Genomic DNA, 23098 nt, shown 5'->3' on the forward strand with positions numbered 1-23098 from the left:
TAGACGCTGTTGTTTTGTTTAGTTTTCAAAGATCATTTTCATCAGTTATTCGCTCTGAAGCAACTTTACTAATATAACACATTGGAATTGTTTAAGTCAATATGTTTTTTGTTTTTTTATCGTGCGAACAATTTTGTCTGCCGCAGCGACGAATAATAATATACCACGAATCTCAAGAAAACGTCAACTGTTTTTACAAATAAACTTTACCTTCGCTTAAAGTGAGACAGATTAGTGTTTAGACGCCATCCACCATTAAAGAATATAAGCGTTAAAAAACTCCCACATACTGTCTATATGCAGGAGCCGCTCTTAGTTATAGTGTTCCTCTTTCCCTATAAAGTGCTTTTGATCGAATGTATGGCATGTACTCTGTTTGAGGCGCTACTCTTTTTAACATTTTAAAAAGGATTTGGTAGCGTTCTTCCATAGCGTGTTTTACCACGTAATCTATTCGATTATCTTCAAAATCATGAAGCATTTCTTCTAACTCTCTTTTTAATAGGTATTCCATTTCTTTTACTTCTTTATTATTGAACAACATCCCTAACATTTTTTCACCTCTAAAAAGTATTTATATTGTATTTTTTTCCACAAATCCTGTTTTTATTAAACATTTTTCTAATTTTTTATATCATAAGTTCTGTCCAACTGAATATTTATGAAGTAGATACTTTGGACAAGGGGGAAAGCTATGAATTTTTTCTATGTAATTAACGGGAGAAAGCTGAAGCAATTATCTATCGTTATTTTGGCATCTTTCTTTACAGCAGGGATTTTATATATAGAGAACTTTTCAAGTATGACCGTTTTTTCAACAAAGGATGGTCCAAGAGCAATCTATAAAGGAGAAGGGACAACCAAGGAGGTTGCTTTGAGTTTTGATATAAGCTGGGGAGATGAAAAGGCTCTTCCCATTTTAGATACCTTAAAAGAACATAATGTTACCGGCACTACTTTTTTTCTATCTGCCGCTTGGGCAGAACGACACCCTGATATCGTGAAGCGAATTGTTGAAGATGGACATGAAATCGGAAGCATGGGGTATGCCTATCAGAACTATACAGATTTAGAAGATTTAAAATTAAAACGGGACATTTTAAAATCAGTAGAGGTTTTTGAAAAGCTCGGTTTAAAGGAGGTATCCCTTCTGCGTCCTCCTAAAGGTGCATTTGATAAAAGGGAGTTGGATATCGCGCACTCCTTAGGCTTTACGATTGTTCACTGGAGTGTTGATTCACACGATTTAATTAACCCAGGAAAAGATATTATTATTGAAAACGTAACGAAAAATTTAAGCAGCGGGGATATTGTGCTGCTCCATGCCTCTGATTCTGCCGTACAAACGAAAGAAGCTTTACCAGAGATTATTGATCAGATTAAAGCTAAAGGCTATGAAATCAGTACGGTTACTGAATTGATCAATAATACAAAAGCAAAAAGCAAGGAGATTCAATAGCAACGACTACATTCATGCTTCGAAAACAACCATCAATACAAAGCAAGGCGCCCCTTGGAAAGGGACGCCTTCTTTTAATTAGCCATTTTCGCATTGGTTGTTGCTGTTACGTAAGCGGGTACCACCCGTTACAATCGTTGCTGTCGTGCTCTTTTCTAGCTAAATTAACAATTTACTCTTAATCTTGAGTGAACAGGACAGTAAAAAATCCAAATACCGATTTTTTACGGACTTATAACAACAACCTTTACGAAAAGAGCCTTTTATTTTACAGTAGTTGCAGCTCTTGGTGGATTTAACTTATGCAAGATCAACATTTGATAGGAATTACAAGCTAACAAAGGAAATAGCATCAGCAATAACCAGCTTGGTTCATTTTCACGCAGAACCGGGAACCATTCGACTGTCGTAACGACAATCATAAAGAATAGCGCCGGTATGAAAGCATGTTTATTGGTTTGGCTTCTTTTTACATATGCTACAAGCAATCCATATAAAAGCAAAAATGCTGGAAATGCAAAGTAAGGAAGCAATGAATCTCCTTCATTTGCGAATGCGATATATCGGAAATATACCAAATCGAATAGTACAAAGACGATTAAAACTACTTGTACCGCACTCCAATATGATTTGAAAATACCTAATCCAAATCGATGAATGGTTAAATAGGCAAAGAAGCCCATTTGACTGATGATACTAAAGATCAAGCCCACACCGATATACCAAAACGTAACAGATAAGAGCTGCATTACATCTCCTGAAGCGAATAATTCACTATGTTGATGCCAATTCACTACGAAAGCTACAATTACCGTACTAATTCCACCAACAAATAACGTGGAAAGAAATAATCGAACCCAATTTCGACTGTTCACTTTTTCTTTTCCTCCATTAAAAACAGAATAAAGACACCATGTATGATTGTACCAATTGAAGCTGCAAAAATCTATAATGCAGGACATGCAAATTTGTATATTTCATTAAATTTGTCACATATTAAACATATGCAAATGCTGATGAGAGGGGTTTTCTTATGAAAAACTACCTTTTGCCGTTCCTCCTTATTTGTTTTCTTCTTTCTGGCTGTGCGCAAGGAGAAGAAGGTGGCGGCCAAATGGATTATGAAGAAACCAAAAAAATGGTTGTGGATATATTAAAAACAGACGATGGCAAAAAAGCGATTGAAGAAATCATGACAGATGAAAAAATGAAACAAAACTTTGTGCTGGACCAGGAGATTGTAACAAGCTCAATTCAACAAACCCTTGATAGTGAAAAAGGTGCAGAGTTTTGGACGAAAGCATTTGAAGACCCTAAATTTGCTGAAACTTTTGCAAAAAGCATGCAAAAGGAGCATGAAGCATTGTTAAAAGACTTGATGAAAGACCCCGAATACCAAGGTTTAATGATTCAGGTTTTACAGGACCCAGAGATGGAAAAGCAGCTGGTTACTGTATTAAGTGGCAAGGAATTTAAGACTCATCTACAAAAGGTGATTACCGAAACTTTTGAAAGTCCCCTATTTAAAGCAAAGCTGCAAGATCTACTCTTACAAGGTGCTTCTGAAATGCAAGGTGGCCAAGGTGGAGAAGGTGGTGGTGGCGGCTCGGAAGAAAGTAGCGGTGGCTCTGGAGAGGGGCAAGATTCCGGTAGTGGCGGGGGAGAAGAATAGATCTTCAAGATTGTTGCTATAAAGCCCGTAAAAGCAGCAACCTATGCACAACACATATAAAAAGGCAGACCATCAACCATGGTCTGCCTTTCGCTTTACGTTAATTCAATGACTTTTGAGGCAATATCTTGATAGATCTTACCAAGGTCATGGTCCACTTGATAAACTGATGGTGCAAAATCTTCTTCATTCCAATCAGGCTGTTGAAGTGGTAGCTGTCCTAATAATGGAGTTTGCAGCTCTTCTGATAGCTTCTTCCCTCCACCTTGACCAAATACATATTCTTTTTCGCCGGTTTTTTTACTTTCAAAGTATGCCATGTTTTCAATAACACCAATAACTTCATGATTCGTTTTTAATGCCATTGCCCCCGCTCTTGCAGCTACAAATGCAGCAGTCGGATGTGGTGTTGTAACAATTAATTCTTTACAGGAAGGAAGCATTGAATGGACATCAAGTGCAACATCGCCTGTTCCTGGCGGTAAATCAAGCAATAAGTAATCCAATTCGCCCCATTCTACTTCATTGAAGAAGCTGTTCAGCATTTTCCCGAGCATCGGGCCTCTCCAAATAACAGGTGAATTATCTTCTACAAAGAATCCCATGGAGATAACCTGTACACCAAAGCGTTCTACAGGAATGATCCTTTCCCCACGTACAACTGGCCGTTTTGTGATACCCATCATATCAGGCACACTGAAGCCATAGATATCTGCATCAATGAGCCCTACTTTTTTCCCTAAACGAGCTAAAGAAACTGCCAGGTTTACAGATACCGTTGACTTTCCAACTCCACCTTTTCCGCTGGCAATAGCCAAAAAAGTTGTTTTATTATTTGTAAGCAAGCTGTCTTCCTTTTGACTCTCTGTGTGTGCTCCATACTGATCTACTACGTCTTTAGGTAGCTCTGTAAAGCGAAGGCCAACCGTTGCCGCTCCGGCCTCTTTTAAAATGTTAACAATCGTACCTTGAAGCTGCATCTGTTCAGCCGTACCTGTTTTGGCTAAAGCAACCTTCACACTCACATGGTTTTTTTCTTCTTTAATGGAAATTTCCTCAATCGCATTTGTTTCTTCAAACGTTTTATGTAAAATTGGATCCTGAAGACCTTTAAGTAATTGGATAACTCTTGTTTCTGTTAACATTTTAAACCCCACCTTAATCCATTATCGTCTTTAAAAAGAATGAATTCGTTTACAATCCTAGTATAACATAACCACGGATGATTGAAGATACAAAAGAACCTCCTACTATTCAGGAGGATTCTCTTCTAATGTATAGTGTCTCATTATCCCGTTATAGATGGCGGCAGCTACTTTTTTTTGGTAGTCTACTGTGCTAAGTTGAGCTCGTTCCGCCGGATTAGACAGGAACCCCACTTCCACTAGCGCTCCTGGGATTTTCGCCTGCTTTAATATATAAATGCCATTTATTGATTTAGCCTGCCGCTCTGTGTTTTCTAAATTTATTCGCAATTCGTCTTGAACAAATTTAGCCAGCCGCTCATTTTCTTTTGTTTCCGATTGCTGATAAAAGGTCTGGGCCCCTTTCCATCTTGGAGAGGGAATGGCGTTTAAGTGGACACTTATGAACATATCCCCTTCAGATTCATTTACCATCTCTACGCGTTTCCGCAAATCCTCTACCTTTCGCCGGCTATAGCCTTTTGTTTTCGGATCAGCGAGATCTACATCTTCCTCACGGGTCATCAATACTAATGCACCTTGTTCTTGCAAATAATCTTTTAAATATAAGGAAACTTGAAGAGCGACATCTTTTTCTAAAATTTCCCCTCCAACTGCCCCACCGTCTGGGCCACCATGACCAGGATCTAAAATAATGATTTTTCCACTAAGTGGGAGATTCCATTGTTCCCACGTATCTTGGTTAAGGTATTGAAATTGAAAAAACAATAAAAGTGTTAGGACGCCTGTTGCTATCGCCCAAAATTTCCACTTTCTCATATGTATCCCTCCCGCATGTCCACTAATAAACTATATGGGACAAGACGGAAGTTTATGATAATTAGTGCAGCCTCATTCGGTACCTTTTTTCGCCCTTAAAGAACCCTTCCCGCCACCAGTAATCAATAAAGGCCTCACAGGTAACATAAAAGGACTCATGCACATGGTCGCTATCACCGATAGACCCCCAATATAAAAAATAATCATATAACGTATCAATCAAGTACTTTTCCTCCACAGGACAACGCGTTTTCACTTTTTCGGCACTTTCACCATAATATCCAAACTTACTATAGGAAGCCCCAAGAAGATAGGCCTCAATTGCCACATCTAAACAGCCCTCTTCAATCGCACCGATTTGCTGCCTGTTCTTCTTTAAGTATGGAGAGAAAAAATCCTTCACTTTTGTTTTTAATATATCTAAAGAAATTTCGCGAAGCATCTTGCGTTCGTATTTCATCTGCTTTTCTCTTCGCTTTTCTTTTAAGGTTGTTAATACAGTCATGCTTATCACACCCCTTCCACCATTAGTTTCCTAAAGGCGATGTGCTTATATGCGTGAAAAGAATGAGTACGTTTTTCCAAGTAAGATATTGGTTAGCATGGGCGAGCTTACTATGTGCTTTTCCATATAACAAAAGAAAATAAATGGTAAGGGAATGATACTTGCCACTCAGTAACAACTAAAAGGGCTTGATTGCTAATCACTTGACACACAAAAAAATGGCGGACTCCAATGTCCACCATTTTTTTAATCTTATCTTTTATGTTGTTTTACAAACTTACGTTTAAAACCTTTTTTAAGTATACAACGAAAAGAGTGGACTGTTCTTTTAATCTGATGGTCTCTTGCGGAAGAATCGAGTGACCTAAAGCAAGACCATCTGTAAAAGTAAGGATCGTTCTGGCAATAATTTCACTATCATAATCTATACTAAATTCCCCGCTCTTTTGGCCTTGTTCAATCACTTTCTTATAAAGGGTTAAACCATTATTATAGCGCATTGCCCCGTATTCTCTTCTTCGCGGGTCATGTTTTCCTGTGATAAAAAACTCCAGATTTGATGGTGCCATCGGATCCATTTTATCATCCGGCTGCTGCTCACTACCAAACATGCATAAGAGCAGTAACTCCCAGTATGACGGTACCTCTCCTTCAAGCAAATCTTTCGTTTCTTTTGAAAAACGGTTCAGTGCCTCTTGTAAAATGGTTTCATATACTACCTCTTTGTTAGAAAAGTACTGGTATAATCCACCCCTGCTTACCTTTGCTGCATCCATAATAAGTTTCATTGTTGTCCGTTCATAACCATGTTCAATAAAGACAGCTTTTGCCGCTTCTAAGATCGTTGCTTTACGTAGTTCCATGTGTTCTTTGCTGACTTTCGGAGACATTGCTCTTATTCCCCCGCTCTATTCTAGTTTTAAAAATAAACCCTACTATTGAAATGACGACTAAAAGAGATGCCGTAATGATAAATGCCGGTATCACCCCTATTATCGTAGCTAGCCACCCACCCACCAAAGGGCCGATGATGGTCGCCGTGGTTGTTATACTATTTATAACGCCAAAGACTCTCCCTGTCATGTGAACAGGTGTAGTTGTTTGCACAGCAGCCTGAAACGGAATGAAGACCAGCCCTGCTGAAAACCCGGCAAGGAGTCCTAACGCTGGCGCCCACAGAATAGATAATGCTAAATCAAGTCCTGTCAATATAGCCATCATACCAAAACCTAATCCCAAGCCAGATACACCGAGAAACATCAGACTGAGCGCATGATAGTCAGTTTTCTTGGCCAACAGCATACCGGAGAATAGCATGCCGGCACCTGCTGCCGTTACAATAAAGCCAAAAAGGTCTGGTGACGCCTGTGACAGTTCCCTTACTAATATAATAATTTGAGAATCGGAAAGCTGTAATATTAAAAGACTGATGCCAAGCACTGTCATTCCAACAAGAAGATATCGGCTTCCTTTAATAAAATTTATTCCTTCGATGAATTCCTCTTTAAAAGAAGCCCTTTTCTGTTCAGTAGAATTTTCGTTAGGACCTTCGTTCGCACTCACTGTACGTGGCAATGCCAATAACAGCAGCGCAGAAAGAATAAAGGTAACCGCATCAATATAAAATACAATTTGAGTACTAAACGCCGTAACCAATAATCCACTCAGCAATGGACCAAGGACCTTTGTAGCTGCATCAATCGTGGAGGTGATGGACATGGCGCTTTTCATTTGTTCTTGTGGTACAAGTTCTTTCAGTTTACCATTCTTTGCGGGAACAAAGACAGCCGATAGCATCCCAATGACAAACAAACAGATATACACTGCCCAAAGCGTACTTGCCAATGCGAGTATTACTATCAGAACCGCTCTTCCTAGGTCCGAAATCACCATCAGCGTTCTTCGGTTTAAGCGGTCCGCAACCGTCCCAGCTATTGGTCCCAAAAGCGCCATTGGTAAAGCAAGACTTAAGATAACAAAGGATACTTCCATTGGTGATGCTTCCCACTTTAACCCCACAAGCGTAATAATTGCAACAATGCTCAACCAATCCCCAAGACTAGAAATCAACTGAGCCGACATTAGGGTAAGAAACCCTCTATTCTTGTTTAATTTTACGTCCATCCCTCTACCTCCATTAATAACGACATTTGTGTCTATTTATTTTTATTATAACGATACTGGTGTCGTTTTGCAACTGTTTTTTAAAACTTTGTTATACTCTCTTCTATAAAAGAATGATGTCTCCCCCAGAGTGCTAATTTTGAAAAAAAAAGACAATAAAAACCTTCCCTTCACTTTTCTCTAGGGACCCCTGCTGAAACACCTATTCTTATTTCTCTTTGCTAATTGTGGACAAACATCCATGCATTTTTTAAAAGTTCTAATATATATAGCTATATAGGATCGCATTTTAGAGGAGGTGAGAATTTCAATGAAGAAACATAAAACTAGCTGTGGATGTTTTTGTGACTTCTACGATGATTTGAGGGGAAGATCGCTTAATTTCGAATTTATTCTAGTGGAAGGAAATCCTGTACCAATTGAAGTAGGTGTAGTCCCTGAGACTGCTGGAACTCTAACAGTCCATAGTATTACACTTACCAAAATTGACCGGGAAACCTGTTGTGCCCATTTTGTTGTAGTAACCTCATTTATTGCGCCAGGCATTGAGGGGTTTCCCCCTGGAATTTATACCACTGAAACGGTTATTGATTGCAAACGGATTGTATCCTTTGCACCATTAAGTAATTAGAAAAGGAGGTCATAAATCAAATGAAACTGAACAAAAAAGAAAAAACTAACTCGTGTAAGTGTAAGGGTTGTTTTTGTGAAACATTTCAATGCAGCACAGCGGCTGTTTCTTTAGGAGCTTTGCAGATTGGATCAACGGTATACACATTGGGATTACAGGTCCCTCCTATTCCTACCGGGACTAGACGAATCACTTCCATTACTTTTTTATGCCTAGATCCTGAAACTTGTACTGCCACTTTCTCTTTTGGATTTAACGAGGCTCCTTTAAGCGAGTTGCTGTATGCTGATTGTCGAGATATTTATGCATTTAGCTTTGCTCCTGCATATTCGCCCTTCCCATTCCCTTTCCCACCTGTCGCCCCTTAAAGTACAAAAACCCCCAGCCAATAGTGGCTGGGGGTTTTCCATATCCGAAGATTAACGTTTTGAGAACTGAGGTGCTTTACGAGCGCCTTTAAGTCCGTATTTTTTACGCTCTTTCATACGTGCGTCACGAGTTAATAGACCTGCACGCTTTAAAGAAGCACGGAATTCAGGATCAGCTTGTAATAATGCACGCGCGATTCCGTGACGGATCGCACCAGCTTGACCAGTGTATCCACCACCGTCAACATTTACTAATACATTATAGTTACCTTCTGTTTCAGTAAGTGCCAATGGTTGTTTAACAACATTACGTAGAGCTTCGAATGGAATATAGTTTTCGATATCACGATCGTTGATCACGATTTGTCCGTTACCAGGAACTAGACGTACACGTGCAACGGAGCTTTTACGACGACCTGTGCCGTAGTATTCTACTTGTGCCAAAGTTATACCCTCCTTATTAATTAACCGCGAAGTTCGTAAACTTCAGGTTGTTGTGCTTGGTGCGGATGCTCGCTACCAGCATAGACATTTAGTTTTTTGCTCATTTGACGACCAAGGCTACCTTTTGGAAGCATTCCTTTAATCGCTAGTTCTAACATCTTTGTAGGATAGTTAGTACGCATTTCTAAAGCAGTTCTTTGTTTCAATCCACCTGGGTGCATTGTGTGACGGTAGTAGATCTTTCCGTTTAACTTGTTACCTGTTAAGTGGATTTTTTCAGCATTGATAATGATAACATGATCTCCAGTGTCTACGTTTGGAGTAAATGTTGGTTTATGTTTACCACGTAAAATGGATGCAACTTCACTTGCAAGTCGACCTAAAGTTTTACCTTCAGCATCTACCACGTACCATTTACGATTGATTTCGCTAGCTTTCGCCATAAACGTTGTACGCATTGAATTCCCTCCTAAAAAATTACAGCTTTTATTTTTCGAATCATATATTTTATTCTACACGATGAAACTCTTCCGGGGCTTAATCGTGGGGTTAAAATACATACCATGTGATATCTTATAACTTTTATTCCATATTGTCAAGAAAATGTTACACCAGGATTAGTTGTCATTATACATGACGTTCCACAAATACAAACCATGTGCCGGAGCCGTTTTACTTGCAGCGTTTCGATCTCTTGCCTCGAGGATAGATAGAATCTCCTTTGGCTTTTTTCTTTCTTGTCCAATATCAAGCAGTGTTCCAATAATAATCCGAACCATATTATATAAAAATCCATTTCCAACAACACGAAACACTAACTCGTCTCCCGTTGCTATGACTTCTAGCTCGTATATGGTTCGAATCCTATTGGTTGTCGCTGTTTTGATGGAGCAGAAGCTTGTAAAATCGTGTGTGCCAACCAAATATCCCGCTGCTTCCTTCACAGCCTCCAGATTTATTTTATAAGGATAGTGGAAAATTTGATTTCGCGTAAACACATTAAATTCCTTGCTTAAGGATACCTTATAGCGATATTCCTTTTTCACCACATCAAATTGCGCATGAAAAGCTGGAGAAGCCATCGTCACCTTACTCACCCAAATGTCTTTGGGTAAATAAGCGTTTAGCGCATTTTTCCATGATTCAGGCTGAATTGTCAGCGGTGTTTCAAAGTGAATGACTTGTCCAATGGCATGTACCCCTGAATCCGTGCGGCCTGAAGCAGATACTCTCATCTCAAACCCTTTATGAATTCGCGTCAGGGCACGGTGCAGCTCCAACTGGACCGTCCGTTTTTCTTTTTGAATTTGGTACCCCTCAAATCGGGATCCATCATATGAAATAACACATTTTAATTTATTCATTGTATCTAAGCTCCATTATGTTCGAATCATAAACAAAATAAACGTCATACAAGCAAGCAGCACCATCAGCATGGTGTCCTTCGTTCGCCATTCAAGGAGCCGGAATTTTGTTCTCCCTTCTCCTCCTCTGTACCCGCGTGCCTCCATGGCCGTAGCAAGGTCTTCTGCGCGTTTAAAGGCGCTGATAAATAACGGGACAAGCAACGGGACAAGGGCTTTTACACGCTCTTTTAACGGCCCTGTGGTGAAATCTACTCCTCGAGCACTTTGCGCCTTCATAATCTTGTCTGTTTCCTGCATAAGGGTCGGAATAAAGCGCAAAGAAATGGACATCATCAAGGCAAGCTCATGGACAGGAACGCCTATTTTTTTAAAAGGACCAAATAAAGTTTCCATCCCATCTGTAACTTCAATAGGTGTGGTCGTCAATGTTAAGATTGTCGTAATTGTAATTAAAAATAGAAAGCGTAAGGAAATAAAAATCGCTTGAATGATTCCTTCCTCATATACCTCTATAAAGCCAAATTGAAAAAGCAAGGTACCTTCCTTGGTTAAAAATACGTGAAAGAACATTGTAAAAAGAATAATCCAAATGATGGGCTTCAAACCTTTTAATATAAAAGGAATCGATATTCTTGTTAAAATCACAACTGAGAGCGTAAACACCCCTAACAGTAAGTATCCCCACAAATTGTTGGCAAGAAAGACAATAATAACAAAGATGAATACTAATAATAGTTTTGCCCTTGGATCCATTCGATGAACGAGGGAGGTCCCAGGTACATATCTTCCGATAATCAAGTTATTCATGAAGCCCCTCCTCCTTGTTAAGTTGGAAGGCGATTGCATTGGCTAACTCGTCTACGGTTAAACAAACTTCACCATATGTTGTCTTTGTTCGCTCTTCCAACTTTTCCATGAACAGAACGGTTTCTGGGACATCTAAACCAAGCTCCTTTAAAGTTGGAGCATTAGAAAATATTTCTCTTGGAGTACCCTTTAATCCTAAAGTGCCTTTATTCATTACCATGATCATATCTGCATATCGAGCAGCATCTTCCATGCTATGTGTTACTAGAATTGTCGTTAACTTTTTTTCCTTATGCAAGGAGTAGAATAAATCCATAATCTCCTTACGTCCTCTAGGGTCCAAGCCTGCAGTTGGCTCATCTAAAACCAAAACCTCTGGCTCCATTGCAAGCACACCAGCAATGGCTACCCGCCTCATCTGTCCGCCGCTTAGGTCGAAGGGAGATGATTCCAGATACTTCTCAGGCAAGCCTACAAGTTTTATGGCAGCACGCGCCCTCTTTTTCGCCTCTTCTTCTGAGACACCGAAATTTATCGGTCCAAAACAGATATCCTTTTCCACTGTTTCTTCAAAAAGCTGATGCTCGGGAAATTGAAATACTACTCCTACTTTTTTCCGAAGTGCCTTAATATTTTTCTCTTTAACCTCTGGCTTTAATGTGAAATTGTCCAATTCGATGGTCCCTTTGGAAGGTCGCAGCAGGCCGTTTAGATGTTGAAGTAAGGTAGACTTCCCAGAACCCGTGTGCCCAATAATAGCTGTATACGCCCCCGCCTGTATCTCCATATTTACATCATAAAGAGCTACTCTTTCAAATGGCGTTTTTTCTTGATAGCGATGCTCTAAATCTTTAATTGTAATTTGCATAGCTCTTCAATCAGCCTTTCACTAGTTGTAGGGTCGGTCTCAAAGGAGATTCCTAATGCTTTAAGCTTGTTTACTAGAGTAATGGTAAAAGGCAAATCCAATCCAATCTTCACAAGCTTTTCCCCGAGGCGAAAGATATCATCCGGTTTTCCTTCTGCATACACTTCCCCTTTATTCAGAACAATGATCTTATCTGCTCTAGCGGCCTCCTCCAAGTCATGGGTGATGGACAGGACTGTAACCCCCATCTCTGTACGCAGTTCTTCGATTGTCTCTAGGACCTCTTTACGTCCAATAGGATCGAGCATGCTAGTGGCCTCATCTAGTATGATAATCGCCGGACGAAGTGCAATTACTCCGGCTATTGCCACTCTCTGCTTCTGGCCACCTGAGAGTTGATGTGGCTCTTGGGTTAAAAAAGATTTCATCCCCACTCTATCTATTCCTTCTTCGACTCGTTGGACCATCTCTTCGCGTGGGACCCCAATATTTTCTAAACCAAACGCAACATCATCCTCGACCGTTGATCCTACAAACTGATTGTCAGGATTTTGAAATACCATCCCCACTTGGCGCCGAATATCCCATAGATTATCCTCTGAAAGAACCATGCCGTTTACCGTAACACTACCTTGAGTTGGAAGCTGCAAACCATTTAAAATACGGGCAAGGGTAGACTTACCTGAACCATTGTGACCGACGATAGCAGTCCACTCCCCTTGATTTACTTCTATATTTATATCTCTTAATACGTTTTCCTCTTGATTTTCATAGCGAAAAAACAAGTTTCTAACTTCTAAGATTGGCATAGTCATAAATCTTACTCCTCTCTTCTCACCTTGACTTGTCTCATCTAATCTCATTCTGCTGTTATGCATAAATATCCTTAAACAAAAAAATAAAGGGCATAGATCAGTCATTACAACTGTCCGCCCTTATTTATGACTGACTAATAATTATACTAGTTCAATGATAACCATTGGTGCGCCGTCTCCACGACGAGGTCCAAGTTTCATGATACGAGTGTATCCACCTTGACGCTCATCATAACGTGGAGCAATATCAGCGAATAACTTTTGAACTGCATCTTGACCAGTTTCTTGGTTCGCAACTTCATGACGAACATATGAAGAAGCTTGACGACGTGCATGTAAATCTCCACGCTTACCAAGAGTAATCATTTTTTCTACAACAGAACGTAATTCTTTCGCACGTGCTTCTGTAGTTTCAATGCGCTCACTGATGATTAAGTCCGTTGTTAAGTCACGTAGCATCGCTTTACGTTGCGCGCTAGTACGTCCTAATTTTCTGTATCCCATGTTGATGTTCCCTCCTTCTGTAGAAAGTAATGAAACGTCCAAACACATAAAGATGCCTAGTTTTACGAATAAAAACTAGTCATCTTTACGCAGGCCTAGACCAAGCTCTTCTAGTTTATGCTTGACTTCTTCTAGAGATTTTCGGCCTAAGTTACGAACTTTCATCATATCTTCTTCTGTTTTATTCGCAAGCTCTTGTACAGTATTGATTCCAGCACGCTTTAGGCAGTTGTAAGAACGAACAGACAAATCAAGCTCTTCGATAGTCATCTCAAGAACTTTTTCTTTCTGGTCTTCCTCTTTTTCTACCATAATTTCAGCATTTTGAGCCTCATCTGTTAGGCCAACAAATATATTTAAGTGTTCAGTTAAAATCTTTGCACCAAGAGCTACCGCTTCTTGTGGAGCGTTGCTACCATCTGTCCATACATCTAATGTGAGCTTGTCATAGTTTGAGACTTGCCCTACACGTGTATTTTCAACATAATAAGAAACACGAGAAACTGGAGTAAAGATAGAATCAATTGGAATAACACCGATTGGCTGATCTTCACGCTTGTTTCCGTTCGCCGTTACATATCCGCGACCGCGCTTTGCAGTGAAACGAATGCGTAGGTGAGCGTCCTTCGCTAACGTAGCGAGATGAAGATCAGGGTTAAGAATCTCTACATCGCTATCATGGGTAATGTCAGCGGCTGTAACAGCTCCTTCTCCTTGCACATCAATCTCTAACGTCTTCTCATCATCTGAATAGATTTTTAATGCTAGCTTCTTAACGTTCAAAATAACTGTTGTAACATCTTCAACGACGCCTTCAATTGTTGAGAACTCATGCAGTACACCATCTATTTGGATAGATGTTACAGCGGCACCAGGAAGTGAGGATAAAAGAATACGACGTAAGGAGTTACCCAAAGTTGTTCCATATCCACGCTCAAGTGGCTCGACGACGAATTTACCATAGTTGGCGTCATCGCTGATTTCAACCGTTTCGATTTTTGGTTTTTCAATTTCTAACATTCATAACCCTCCTTCAAAACGTCGAAACCCCGGAAAGACATCAGATGTCTAACCGAAATTCCCCATAGGTATGTCCCGATTGTGCACAACAACAACATTTAATTTATCTGTATGTTTTTAAACTGTATCATAAGCCATTATTGACATGTATACAAAATCTATACAGACAAATTAAACACGGCGACGTTTTGGTGGACGGCAACCGTTATGAGGTACTGGGGTTACGTCTCTGATAGCAGTTACTTCAAGTCCAGCTGCTTGTAAAGCACGGATTGCTGCTTCACGGCCAGCGCCAGGGCCTTTAACTGTAACTTCTAAAGTTTTCAAACCATGTTCCATGCAAGACTTTGCAGCAGTTTCAGCTGCCATTTGAGCTGCGAATGGAGTAGATTTACGAGAACCTCTGAAGCCAAGAGCACCTGCACTAGACCACCCAATAGCATTTCCGTGAGAGTCAGTAATCGTTACGATCGTATTATTGAATGTTGAACGGATATGAGCGATACCAGTGTCAATATTCTTTTTCACACGGCGTTTACGTGTATTAGTTTTGCGTGCCATATTTAACTTACCTCCTTACTTACTTAAAATTATTTCTTTTTATTCGCTACTGTACGACGAGGTCCTTTACGTGTACGAGCATTGTTTTTAGTGTTTTGACCACGAACTGGTAAACCACGACGGTGACGAAGACCACGGTAGCAACCAATCTCGATTAGACGTTTAATGTTTAGAGATACTTCACGACGAAGGTCACCCTCAACTTTAATTTTGTCTACGATATCACGAATTTTTCCTAATTCTTCTTCCGTTAAGTCGCGTACACGAGTTTCCTCAGAAACACCTGCTTCAGCTAGAATTTTTTCAGCTGTTGAACGACCAATACCGAAAACGTATGTTAATGAAATTACAACGCGCTTGTCGCGAGGAACATCAACACCAGCAATACGTGCCATATATGCGCACCTCCTTCAAGTTTATCCTTGTTTTTGTTTATGTTTCGGGTTTTCACAAATAACCATAACTTTTCCTTTTCTACGAATAACTTTACATTTTTCGCAGATCGGTTTAACTGATGGTCTGACTTTCATCTTATATTACCTCCCTAGTAGTACGGAGTGCTAAAATAGGTTTATTTAAAACGATACGTAATTCTACCGCGTGTTAAATCGTATGGAGAAAGCTCCACCGTTACTTTATCTCCTGGCAGGATTCGAATAAAGTGCATACGTATTTTCCCTGATACGTGAGCTAATACTGTATGACCATTTTCTAATTCTACTTTAAACATAGCGTTTGGTAAAGTCTCTTGGACCGTACCTTCTACTTCAATTACATCGTCTTTCGCCATTAATTAAGTTCTCCCTTCTTCAAATCAGCAACAAGCTCCGCAACAAACTTAGTTAGCGCAAAACGCAATTTTCCATTTGTCACACGACCTGTTTCGATCATACTGTTCTGAACTTCTGGAGACACGTAATCAAAAAATTCAAGATGATGAATGTTCTTCTTCTTAGGGCGGTCATACTTCCTCTTGTCTCCATCCGCTAGGACGACAAAACGCTCATCAAGAATTTTAATAATTACGGCATACTGTCCGGCATCTCTGCCTTGAGTAATCAAAACAATTTGCCCTACTTGCAAAGTCGAATCAGCTTCGATCAAGCAATATCACCTCTTAGGCCTTTGTTAAGATCTCGTAGCCTGTTTCTGTAATCGCGATCGTATGTTCAAAATGAGCACACATTTTACCGTCAACAGTAACAACAGTCCAGTCATCTGCTAGCGTTTTAACGTAGCGAGTTCCTGCATTGACCATTGGTTCAATTGCTAGGACCATACCAGGTTTTAACCGTGGACCTTTGTTAGGAGGTCCATAATGTGGAATTTGGGGATCTTCATGTAAGTCTTGACCAATTCCATGGCCTACATACTCTCTCACGATTGAAAAATCATGCGCTTCAGCATACGTTTGAATCGCATGTGAAACGTCAGAAAGACGAGCGCCCGGTTTTATTTCCTTGATGCCTTCATACAATGATTGTTCCGTGACTTCAAGTAATCGCTTAGTTTCATCGGATATGTTACCAACAGCATATGTCCAAGCGGAATCTCCGTGGTAACCATTATACTTAGCACCAATATCTATACTAATGATATCGCCGTCTTTAAGTACTCTTTCTCCAGGGATACCATGAACAAGTTCTTCGTTGACAGAAGCACATATACTTCCGCGAAACCCATTATACCCTTTGAACGATGGAATTGCATCATGTTTGCGTATGAATCTTTCAGCAATATCATCCAATTGTTTCGTCGTTACGCCAGGTACTATATGTTTTTTTAACTCTTGGTGCGTGAGTGCAACGATCTTACCTGCTTCTCTCATGATTTCAAGTTCACGAGGAGTTTTACAGATAATCATTACACACGCCCTCCAAGAAGCTTATCTATATCATTGAACACATTTCCAATTGGCTGTTGTCCATCGATGTTTTGAAGATATCCTTTTGACTTATAGAAGTCTAATAAAGGCTTGGATTGTTTCACATTTACCTCTAGACGGTTCCCAACAGTTTCTTCGTTGTCATCAGCACGCTGATATAGTTCCCCGCCGCATTTATCGCATTTTCCTTCTTCACTAGGAGGATTGAAAACTAGGTGATAAGTGGCTCCGCAATCTTTACAAATGCGTCTTCCAGTTAAACGTTCCATCAGAATGCTCTGGTCTACTTTGACGTTGATTACATAATCAATTTTTCGACCTAGATCCTCTAGGATTTGCTCAAGAGCATCAGCTTGAGGGACAGTTCTTGGGAAGCCATCTAATAGAAAGCCGTTTTTGCAATCTTCTTTTTCGAGTCTTTCACGAACGATACCAATCGTTACTTCATCAGGAACAAGCTGCCCTTGGTCCATAAAAGATTTTGCTTTTAGGCCTAGTTCAGTTCCTTCCTTCATTGCAGCACGAAACATATCTCCGGTTGAGATATGAGGGATATTGTACTTTTCGACAATTCGTTCTGCTTGAGTACCTTTACCGGCACCCGGAAGTCCCATTAGAACTAAATTCATCTTAATGCCCCCTCAGTACCTTGTGAAGTACATTGGGATTTTGCGGATCCCAATTACTTCATTACTTGATAAACCCTTTATAATGACGCTTTACTAACTGGCTTTCTAGTTGCTTCATCGTTTCCAGTGCAACACCGACAACGATTAGGAGACTAGTTCCACCGATTTGAACTGCTGGTGGAAGTCCAGCTATTTGCATAAAGATAACAGGGAGAATAGAGATACCAGCTAAGAATATCGCCCCTACAAAAGTAAGTCGATACATAATCTTAGTTAGATATTCTTGTGTATTAACTCCAGGACGAATCCCAGGGATATACCCGCCTTGTTTCTTTAAGTTCTCTGCCATTTGCTCAGGATTAGACTGAACAAATGTATAGAAATACGTAAAGGCAATTATAAGAGCTACATACACTACCATACCAATTGGCTTCGTATAATCAAATACCGTCGTGATCCATTCTGTAACATCGTTTGGACCAAAGAAAGACGCAATTGTCGGTGGAGTGATGATGAAAGATACGGCGAAGATAACAGGTATTACTCCTGCAGCATTCACCTTTAACGGTAAGTGTGAAGAATGTCCTCCAACTGGACTACGCCCGGATACTTTTTTAGCATACTGGATCGGGATTTTACGTAATGCTTGTTGGATAAAGATAACACCTACAATAACAGCTAAAAGTGCAAGAATGATTAAAGCAACGATAACTAGATTTAAGAACAACTGATCTCCAGCATCCTCAATTTGTTGTGCATAAATCTGGTTTGCTCCATTTGGAATAGCTGCAACAATCCCAGCGAAGATAAGAATAGAAATACCATTCCCAACTCCATTTGCTGTGATCTGCTCACCAAGCCACATCAAGAATGCAGTTCCAGCAGTTAACACTACCGCGATTAAAAGATAAGTAGTAGGACTCGGGTTATTAATCAATTGACCATCAGCCAAATTATTAAAACCTATAGACATACCAATTGCCTGGATAAATCCAAGCACGATTGTAAAGTATCTAGTGAATTGAGCTAATTTGCGACGTCCAACTTCTCCTTGTTTTGACCACTCCGTAAACTTAGGAACAACATCCATTTGTAAAAGCTGCACAATGATGGACGCTGTGATGTATGGCATTACACCCATGGCTAAAATCGAGAAGTTTTCAAGAGCTCCACCACCAAAGGTATTCATGATACCGAACACACTAAACTCATCTTGGAATTTCAATATGTCAGAGTTTACCCCTGGTACTGGGATAAACGTACCGATACGGAATATGACTAGCATTAATAGGGTGAAAACTATTTTCTTTCTTATATCACCCACGCGCATAAAATTGGAGAATGTCTGGAACATTAAATCACCTCAACTGATCCGCCAGCTGCTTCGATAGCTTCTTTAGCGGCTGAAGAGAATTTATGAGCACGAACTGTAAGCTTTTTCTCGATAGAACCGTTACCTAATACTTTTAATCCAGCGTTTAATTTGCTAACTAAACCTGTTTCAATCAGTAATTCAGGTGTTACTTCTGTTCCGTCTTCGAAGCGGTTAAGCGTATCAAGGTTGATAATAGCAAACTCTTTACGATGGATGTTCGTGAATCCGCGCTTAGGTAAGCGTTGGAATAGAGGTGTTTGACCACCTTCAAATCCAGGACGAACGCCACCGCCTGAGCGTGCATTTTGACCCTTATGACCTTTACCAGAAGTTTTTCCGTTACCAGATCCTGTTCCGCGTCCAACACGATTGCGTTCTTTGCGGGATCCTTCTGTTGGTTTTAACTCATGAAGTTTCATTGTGGCACCTCCTTATTTAATAAAGCCTCTATCTATCTTATTGCTCGTTCACAGTAACAAGGTGAGATACCTTGTTAATCATTCCACGGATAGCTGCGTTATCCTCATGGATAACTGTTTGGTTCATTTTTTTCAAACCAAGCGTTTGAACAGTCACACGTTGGTCCTGTGGACGACCGATTACACTGCGAGTGAGGGTGATTGCTAATTTGTTTGCCATTTTGTTTCCCTCCTTATCCTAACAGTTCTTCTACCGTTTTACCACGCAATTTAGCAACGTCTTCTGCTGTCTTCAATTGCTTTAATCCGTTAAGAGTAGCGCGGATCATGTTAATTGGTGTGTTAGATCCTAAAGATTTAGAAAGGATGTCTTGAACACCAGCTAATTCTAGTACTGCACGAACTGGTCCTCCAGCGATAACCCCAGTACCTTCAGAAGCAGGCTTTAATAGGATTTCTCCAGAACCAAATTCTCCAAGTACTAAGTGAGGAATTGTTGTACCAACAATAGGTACAGCAACTAAGTTCTTTTTCGCATCTTCAATTGCTTTACGGATAGCTTCTGGTACTTCTTGAGCTTTACCAGTACCAAAACCAACATTACCGTTTTTGTCACCTACTACTACAAGAGCAGCAAAGCGGAAGCGACGTCCACCTTTTACTACTTTTGCAACACGGTTAACCGTAACAACGCGTTCTTCAAGTTCTAATTTGTTTGGGTCAATACTACGCATTAGTGTCCCTCCTTTGTTTAAAATTCTAAGCCAGCCTCACGTGCAGCATCTGCTAATGCCTTTACACGGCCATGATATAAGTATCCTCCGCGGTCGAATACTACGGATTTGATACCTTTTTCAATTGCACGCTTTGCAACTAATTCACCAACTTGTTTTGCTGAGTCTACGTTGCTTCCGTTATCAGAACCTAACTCTTTATCAAGTGTTGAAGCACTTGCGATTGTTACAGAGTTTAAATCGTCGATAACTTGTGCGTAAATGTGTTGGTTTGAACGGAACACATTTAGACGAGGACGAGTTGCAGTTCCTGATAACTTAGCACGAACACGAGTGTGTCTTTTCTTACGAGTAGAGTTTTTATCAGGTTTTGTAATCATCTTGCAGTCACTCCTTTCTATCGGCTATGCGCTATTACTTCGCAGTTTTACCTTCTTTACGGCGTACATGTTCTCCTTCATAACGAATCCCTTTACCTTTGTAAGGTTCTGGTGGACGTACGTCACGAATGTTTGCTGCTAGAGCACCTACGCGTTCTTTATCGATACCTTTAATAAGGATCTTTGTATTTGTTGGTACATCCACTTCAACACCTTGTTCAGGTGTGATTTCTACTGGATGAGAGTAACCTACGTTCAGGACTAATTTGTTACCTTGCTTAGAAGCACGGTAACCAACCCCGATAAGTTCTAATCCTCTTTCGAAACCAGCTGTTACACCTTGAACCATGTTGTTCAATAGGGCGCGAGTTGTTCCGTGGATTGTACGATGTTCTTTGCTATCAGTTGGACGAACGATTGTTAGAACGTTCTCTTCAATAGTGATAGCCATATCTTGGTTAAAAGTACGAGTCAATTCGCCTTTAGGACCTTTTACCGTTACTGTATTGTTGTCGTTTGTAATTGTAACCCCAGTTGGGATTTCAATAGGTTTTTTACCTACACGTGACATGAGTTACACCTCCGTTCATTTAAAGAAATTATTACCAAACGTATGCTAATACTTCTCCACCAGCTTGTTTTTGACGAGCTTCTTTATCAGTGATAACACCTTGAGAAGTAGAGATGATCGCAATACCTAAACCGTTTAATACACGTGGTACTTCGTTTGCTTTAGCATAAACACGAAGACCTGGCTTACTGATACGCTTAAGACCAGTGATTACACGCTCATTGTTAGCTCCGTATTTTAGGAAAATACGAATGATACCTTGTTTGTTGTCTTCGATAAATTCTACATCACGAACGAAACCTTCACGCTTTAAGATTTCAGCTACTTCTTTTTTGATTTTAGAAGCAGGAAGTTCAAGCTTCTCGTGACGTACCATATTCGCATTACGGATGCGAGTAAGCATATCTGCAATAGGATCTGTCATAACCATTTAAATTTACCTCCTTCCCAATTATCGGGTTTTACCAACTTGCTTTTTTAACGCCAGGAATTTGGCCTTTATAAGCTAATTCACGGAAACAAATACGGCAAAGCTTAAACTTACGTAACACAGAATGTGGACGACCACAACGTTCACAACGAGTATAAGCTTGCACGTTATGTTTAGGTGTACGCTTTTGTTTCGCAATCATTGATTTTTTAGCCACAATTTCGCCTCCCTCTACTAATAGCGTCGGTATTATTTTTGGAATGGCATACCGAATGAGGATAAAAGCTCACGAGCTTCTTCGTCTGTGTTAGCTGTTGTAACAATAACGATATCCATGCCACGTACTTTGCTTACTTTATCATAATCGATCTCAGGGAAGATAAGCTGTTCTTTTACACCAAGAGTGTAGTTCCCACGGCCATCAAATGACTTCTTAGAGATTCCACGGAAGTCACGAACACGAGGTAAAGATACAGATACTAACTTATCTAGGAATTCATACATACGCTCACCGCGTAATGTAACTTTCGCACCAATTGGCATACCTTCACGAAGACGGAAACCAGCGATAGATTTTTTAGCTTTAGTTACGATAGGTCTTTGTCCAGTGATTGACGTTAACTCTTCTACAGCGCTATCTAACGCTTTTGAATTTGATACTGCATCACCAACACCCATGTTAATAACAATCTTTTCAAGCTTTGGAGCTTGCATAACTGATTTATATTCAAACTTGCCCATTAGAGCAGGAATAATTTCGCTTTGATACTTTTCTTTTAGGCGGTTCATCAAAAGTACCTCCTTTCTTCAACGTTCTATTTACTAAAAGTTTCACCTGATTTTTTCGCAACACGTACTTTTGTACCGTCAACTACCTTGTATCCAACTCTAGTCGGTTCACCGGACTTCGGATCTAAAGGCATAACGTTTGATACATGAATAGGTGCCTCGCGGTTGATAATTCCACCTTGAGGATTTTCTTGTGACGGTTTAGCATGTTTTTTCACGATGTTTACACCTTCTACAAGAACACGGTCTTTCTTAGGAAAAGATTCAAGGATTACGCCTTGTTTACCTTTATCCTTACCAGAGATAACTTGAACTTTATCACCTTTTTTTACATGCATCCTTTCGCACCTCCTTGACACATCAATTCTTATATTAGATAACTTCTGGAGCTAATGATACGATCTTCATGTAGTTGTTATCACGTAATTCACGTGCAACTGGTCCGAAGATACGAGTTCCACGAGGGCTCTTATCGTCCTTGATAATTACGCATGCGTTCTCATCAAAACGGATATAGGATCCGTCATTACGACGAGCTCCGCGTTTTGTGCGCACTACTACAGCTTTCACTACGTCACCTTTTTTAACAACGCCTCCTGGTGTTGCTTGTTTTACTGTACAAACAATAACATCACCAATGTTCGCGTAACGACGACCAGATCCACCTAATACTTTAATTGCTAGTACTTCACGAGCACCTGAGTTATCAGCAACTTTCAAACGAGATTCTTGTTGAATCATGCATGGTACCTCCCTTCGGAATTTATCATCCGAACA

General features: G+C 40.1%; 36 protein-coding genes. 3 read left to right on the forward strand and 33 right to left on the reverse strand.

Annotation, left to right across the window (positions count from 1 at the left end; translation table 11 throughout):
• Window positions 1–316: 316 nt before the first annotated feature.
• Window positions 317–553: a hypothetical protein gene (locus K9B36_RS15095; protein ID WP_223703173.1), complete on the reverse strand. Its 237-nt coding sequence runs from the start codon at window positions 551–553 to the stop codon at window positions 317–319.
• A gap of 141 nt (window positions 554–694) precedes the next feature.
• On the opposite strand from K9B36_RS15095, the gene pdaB reads away from it, so the two are divergent.
• Entirely contained in the window at window positions 695–1459 is a 765-nt protein-coding gene (gene pdaB / locus K9B36_RS15100; RefSeq protein WP_223703175.1) for a polysaccharide deacetylase family sporulation protein PdaB, read from the forward strand.
• Window positions 1460–1722: 263 nt separating this feature from the next.
• On the opposite strand, the gene K9B36_RS15105 is transcribed toward pdaB, so the two are convergent.
• Entirely contained in the window at window positions 1723–2334 is a 612-nt protein-coding gene (locus K9B36_RS15105; RefSeq protein WP_223703177.1) for a KinB-signaling pathway activation protein, read from the reverse strand.
• 158 nt (window positions 2335–2492) lie between these two features.
• Here K9B36_RS15105 and gerD point away from each other — a divergent pair, with 158 nt between their 5' ends.
• Entirely contained in the window at window positions 2493–3131 is a 639-nt protein-coding gene (gene gerD, locus K9B36_RS15110; RefSeq protein ID WP_223703179.1) for a spore germination lipoprotein GerD, read from the forward strand.
• Window positions 3132–3226: 95 nt separating this feature from the next.
• Here gerD and K9B36_RS15115 read toward each other — a convergent pair whose 3' ends face one another.
• The 5 genes from K9B36_RS15115 to K9B36_RS15135 all read right to left on the reverse strand — a co-directional run bounded on the left by K9B36_RS15115 (window position 3227) and on the right by K9B36_RS15135 (window position 7724).
• A complete protein-coding gene (locus tag K9B36_RS15115) occupies window positions 3227–4276 on the reverse strand; it encodes an Mrp/NBP35 family ATP-binding protein (RefSeq protein ID WP_223703181.1) in 1050 nt (349 codons plus the stop codon).
• Window positions 4277–4381: 105 nt separating this feature from the next.
• Window positions 4382–5095: an N-acetylmuramoyl-L-alanine amidase CwlD gene (cwlD, locus tag K9B36_RS15120; RefSeq protein ID WP_223703182.1), complete on the reverse strand. Its 714-nt coding sequence runs from the start codon at window positions 5093–5095 to the stop codon at window positions 4382–4384.
• A 61-nt stretch (window positions 5096–5156) separates the two neighbouring features.
• Entirely contained in the window at window positions 5157–5600 is a 444-nt protein-coding gene (locus K9B36_RS15125; protein ID WP_223703185.1) for a YbaK family protein, read from the reverse strand.
• A gap of 269 nt (window positions 5601–5869) precedes the next feature.
• Window positions 5870–6490 carry a TetR/AcrR family transcriptional regulator gene (locus K9B36_RS15130; protein WP_223703187.1) on the reverse strand — a complete coding sequence of 207 codons (621 nt, stop codon included), beginning with the start codon at window positions 6488–6490 and terminating at the stop codon, window positions 5870–5872.
• Window positions 6450–7724 carry an MFS transporter gene (locus K9B36_RS15135; protein WP_223703189.1) on the reverse strand — a complete coding sequence of 425 codons (1275 nt, stop codon included), beginning with the start codon at window positions 7722–7724 and terminating at the stop codon, window positions 6450–6452. Before K9B36_RS15135 ends, K9B36_RS15130 begins: the two co-directional genes overlap by 41 nt.
• 310 nt (window positions 7725–8034) lie before the next feature.
• Here K9B36_RS15135 and K9B36_RS15140 point away from each other — a divergent pair, with 310 nt between their 5' ends.
• On the forward strand, window positions 8035–8355 hold the full coding sequence (locus K9B36_RS15140; protein ID WP_223703191.1) for a hypothetical protein: 321 nt from the start codon (window positions 8035–8037) through the stop codon (window positions 8353–8355).
• A 419-nt stretch (window positions 8356–8774) separates the two neighbouring features.
• On the opposite strand, the gene rpsI is transcribed toward K9B36_RS15140, so the two are convergent.
• The 26 genes from rpsI to rplN all read right to left on the reverse strand — a co-directional run bounded on the left by rpsI (window position 8775) and on the right by rplN (window position 23062).
• Window positions 8775–9167 carry a 30S ribosomal protein S9 gene (gene rpsI, locus K9B36_RS15145; protein ID WP_223703193.1) on the reverse strand — a complete coding sequence of 131 codons (393 nt, stop codon included), beginning with the start codon at window positions 9165–9167 and terminating at the stop codon, window positions 8775–8777.
• 20 nt (window positions 9168–9187) lie between these two features.
• On the reverse strand, window positions 9188–9625 hold the full coding sequence (gene rplM, locus K9B36_RS15150; RefSeq protein ID WP_223703196.1) for a 50S ribosomal protein L13: 438 nt from the start codon (window positions 9623–9625) through the stop codon (window positions 9188–9190).
• 159 nt (window positions 9626–9784) lie between these two features.
• The gene (gene truA / locus K9B36_RS15155) at window positions 9785–10531 is read right to left on the reverse strand and encodes a tRNA pseudouridine(38-40) synthase TruA (protein WP_223703198.1); all 747 of its coding nucleotides are present in this window, start codon (window positions 10529–10531) and stop codon (window positions 9785–9787) included.
• Between the two features lie 15 nt (window positions 10532–10546).
• Window positions 10547–11341 (reverse strand): energy-coupling factor transporter transmembrane component T family protein, encoded by a 795-nt coding sequence (locus tag K9B36_RS15160; protein ID WP_223703199.1) that lies wholly within the window; start codon window positions 11339–11341, stop codon window positions 10547–10549.
• Window positions 11334–12209 (reverse strand): energy-coupling factor ABC transporter ATP-binding protein, encoded by an 876-nt coding sequence (locus K9B36_RS15165; protein WP_223703201.1) that lies wholly within the window; start codon window positions 12207–12209, stop codon window positions 11334–11336. Before K9B36_RS15165 ends, K9B36_RS15160 begins: the two co-directional genes overlap by 8 nt.
• Window positions 12185–13024: an energy-coupling factor ABC transporter ATP-binding protein gene (locus K9B36_RS15170; protein WP_223703202.1), complete on the reverse strand. Its 840-nt coding sequence runs from the start codon at window positions 13022–13024 to the stop codon at window positions 12185–12187. Before K9B36_RS15170 ends, K9B36_RS15165 begins: the two co-directional genes overlap by 25 nt.
• A 141-nt stretch (window positions 13025–13165) precedes the next feature.
• On the reverse strand, window positions 13166–13528 hold the full coding sequence (gene rplQ, locus K9B36_RS15175) for a 50S ribosomal protein L17 (RefSeq protein WP_223703203.1): 363 nt from the start codon (window positions 13526–13528) through the stop codon (window positions 13166–13168).
• Between the two features lie 75 nt (window positions 13529–13603).
• Entirely contained in the window at window positions 13604–14548 is a 945-nt protein-coding gene (locus K9B36_RS15180) for a DNA-directed RNA polymerase subunit alpha (protein ID WP_223703204.1), read from the reverse strand.
• A gap of 171 nt (window positions 14549–14719) precedes the next feature.
• On the reverse strand, window positions 14720–15109 hold the full coding sequence (rpsK, locus tag K9B36_RS15185) for a 30S ribosomal protein S11 (protein WP_078382536.1): 390 nt from the start codon (window positions 15107–15109) through the stop codon (window positions 14720–14722).
• A 29-nt stretch (window positions 15110–15138) separates the two neighbouring features.
• Window positions 15139–15504: a 30S ribosomal protein S13 gene (gene rpsM / locus K9B36_RS15190; RefSeq protein WP_223703205.1), complete on the reverse strand. Its 366-nt coding sequence runs from the start codon at window positions 15502–15504 to the stop codon at window positions 15139–15141.
• Between the two features lie 21 nt (window positions 15505–15525).
• Window positions 15526–15639 carry a 50S ribosomal protein L36 gene (rpmJ, locus tag K9B36_RS15195; RefSeq protein WP_003156543.1) on the reverse strand — a complete coding sequence of 38 codons (114 nt, stop codon included), beginning with the start codon at window positions 15637–15639 and terminating at the stop codon, window positions 15526–15528.
• Window positions 15640–15680: 41 nt separating this feature from the next.
• Window positions 15681–15899, reverse strand: a complete 219-nt coding sequence (infA, locus tag K9B36_RS15200) for a translation initiation factor IF-1 (protein ID WP_028390440.1) — start codon at window positions 15897–15899, stop codon at window positions 15681–15683.
• Window positions 15899–16213 (reverse strand): KOW domain-containing RNA-binding protein, encoded by a 315-nt coding sequence (locus tag K9B36_RS15205; RefSeq protein WP_317889884.1) that lies wholly within the window; start codon window positions 16211–16213, stop codon window positions 15899–15901. The genes infA and K9B36_RS15205 overlap by 1 nt, the downstream gene beginning before the upstream one ends.
• Window positions 16214–16226: 13 nt before the next feature.
• Window positions 16227–16973 (reverse strand): type I methionyl aminopeptidase, encoded by a 747-nt coding sequence (gene map, locus K9B36_RS15210; RefSeq protein WP_223703206.1) that lies wholly within the window; start codon window positions 16971–16973, stop codon window positions 16227–16229.
• Complete coding sequence (locus tag K9B36_RS15215) at window positions 16973–17623, reverse strand: adenylate kinase (RefSeq protein ID WP_223703208.1); 651 nt, start codon at window positions 17621–17623, stop codon at window positions 16973–16975. Before K9B36_RS15215 ends, map begins: the two co-directional genes overlap by 1 nt.
• A 61-nt stretch (window positions 17624–17684) precedes the next feature.
• A complete protein-coding gene (secY, locus tag K9B36_RS15220; RefSeq protein WP_223703210.1) occupies window positions 17685–18977 on the reverse strand; it encodes a preprotein translocase subunit SecY in 1293 nt (430 codons plus the stop codon).
• A complete protein-coding gene (gene rplO / locus K9B36_RS15225; RefSeq protein WP_223703211.1) occupies window positions 18977–19417 on the reverse strand; it encodes a 50S ribosomal protein L15 in 441 nt (146 codons plus the stop codon). Before rplO ends, secY begins: the two co-directional genes overlap by 1 nt.
• A gap of 37 nt (window positions 19418–19454) precedes the next feature.
• A complete protein-coding gene (gene rpmD / locus K9B36_RS15230) occupies window positions 19455–19637 on the reverse strand; it encodes a 50S ribosomal protein L30 (protein WP_078382542.1) in 183 nt (60 codons plus the stop codon).
• A 13-nt stretch (window positions 19638–19650) separates the two neighbouring features.
• A complete protein-coding gene (gene rpsE, locus K9B36_RS15235; RefSeq protein WP_223703213.1) occupies window positions 19651–20151 on the reverse strand; it encodes a 30S ribosomal protein S5 in 501 nt (166 codons plus the stop codon).
• Window positions 20152–20168: 17 nt separating this feature from the next.
• Window positions 20169–20531, reverse strand: a complete 363-nt coding sequence (gene rplR / locus K9B36_RS15240) for a 50S ribosomal protein L18 (protein WP_223703215.1) — start codon at window positions 20529–20531, stop codon at window positions 20169–20171.
• A 34-nt stretch (window positions 20532–20565) separates the two neighbouring features.
• Complete coding sequence (rplF, locus tag K9B36_RS15245) at window positions 20566–21102, reverse strand: 50S ribosomal protein L6 (protein ID WP_223703217.1); 537 nt, start codon at window positions 21100–21102, stop codon at window positions 20566–20568.
• A 31-nt stretch (window positions 21103–21133) separates the two neighbouring features.
• Window positions 21134–21532: a 30S ribosomal protein S8 gene (gene rpsH, locus K9B36_RS15250; RefSeq protein WP_010191507.1), complete on the reverse strand. Its 399-nt coding sequence runs from the start codon at window positions 21530–21532 to the stop codon at window positions 21134–21136.
• Between the two features lie 31 nt (window positions 21533–21563).
• The gene (locus K9B36_RS15255; protein ID WP_016429895.1) at window positions 21564–21749 is read right to left on the reverse strand and encodes a type Z 30S ribosomal protein S14; all 186 of its coding nucleotides are present in this window, start codon (window positions 21747–21749) and stop codon (window positions 21564–21566) included.
• Between the two features lie 32 nt (window positions 21750–21781).
• Entirely contained in the window at window positions 21782–22321 is a 540-nt protein-coding gene (gene rplE / locus K9B36_RS15260; protein ID WP_223703219.1) for a 50S ribosomal protein L5, read from the reverse strand.
• A gap of 26 nt (window positions 22322–22347) precedes the next feature.
• Entirely contained in the window at window positions 22348–22659 is a 312-nt protein-coding gene (gene rplX / locus K9B36_RS15265) for a 50S ribosomal protein L24 (protein ID WP_223703221.1), read from the reverse strand.
• Between the two features lie 34 nt (window positions 22660–22693).
• Window positions 22694–23062 carry a 50S ribosomal protein L14 gene (gene rplN / locus K9B36_RS15270; protein ID WP_223703222.1) on the reverse strand — a complete coding sequence of 123 codons (369 nt, stop codon included), beginning with the start codon at window positions 23060–23062 and terminating at the stop codon, window positions 22694–22696.
• Window positions 23063–23098: the final 36 nt, after the last annotated feature.

Source organism: Sutcliffiella deserti, assembly GCF_020037475.1.
In the GTDB taxonomy this organism is placed as follows: domain Bacteria; phylum Bacillota; class Bacilli; order Bacillales; family Bacillaceae_I; genus Sutcliffiella_A; species Sutcliffiella_A deserti.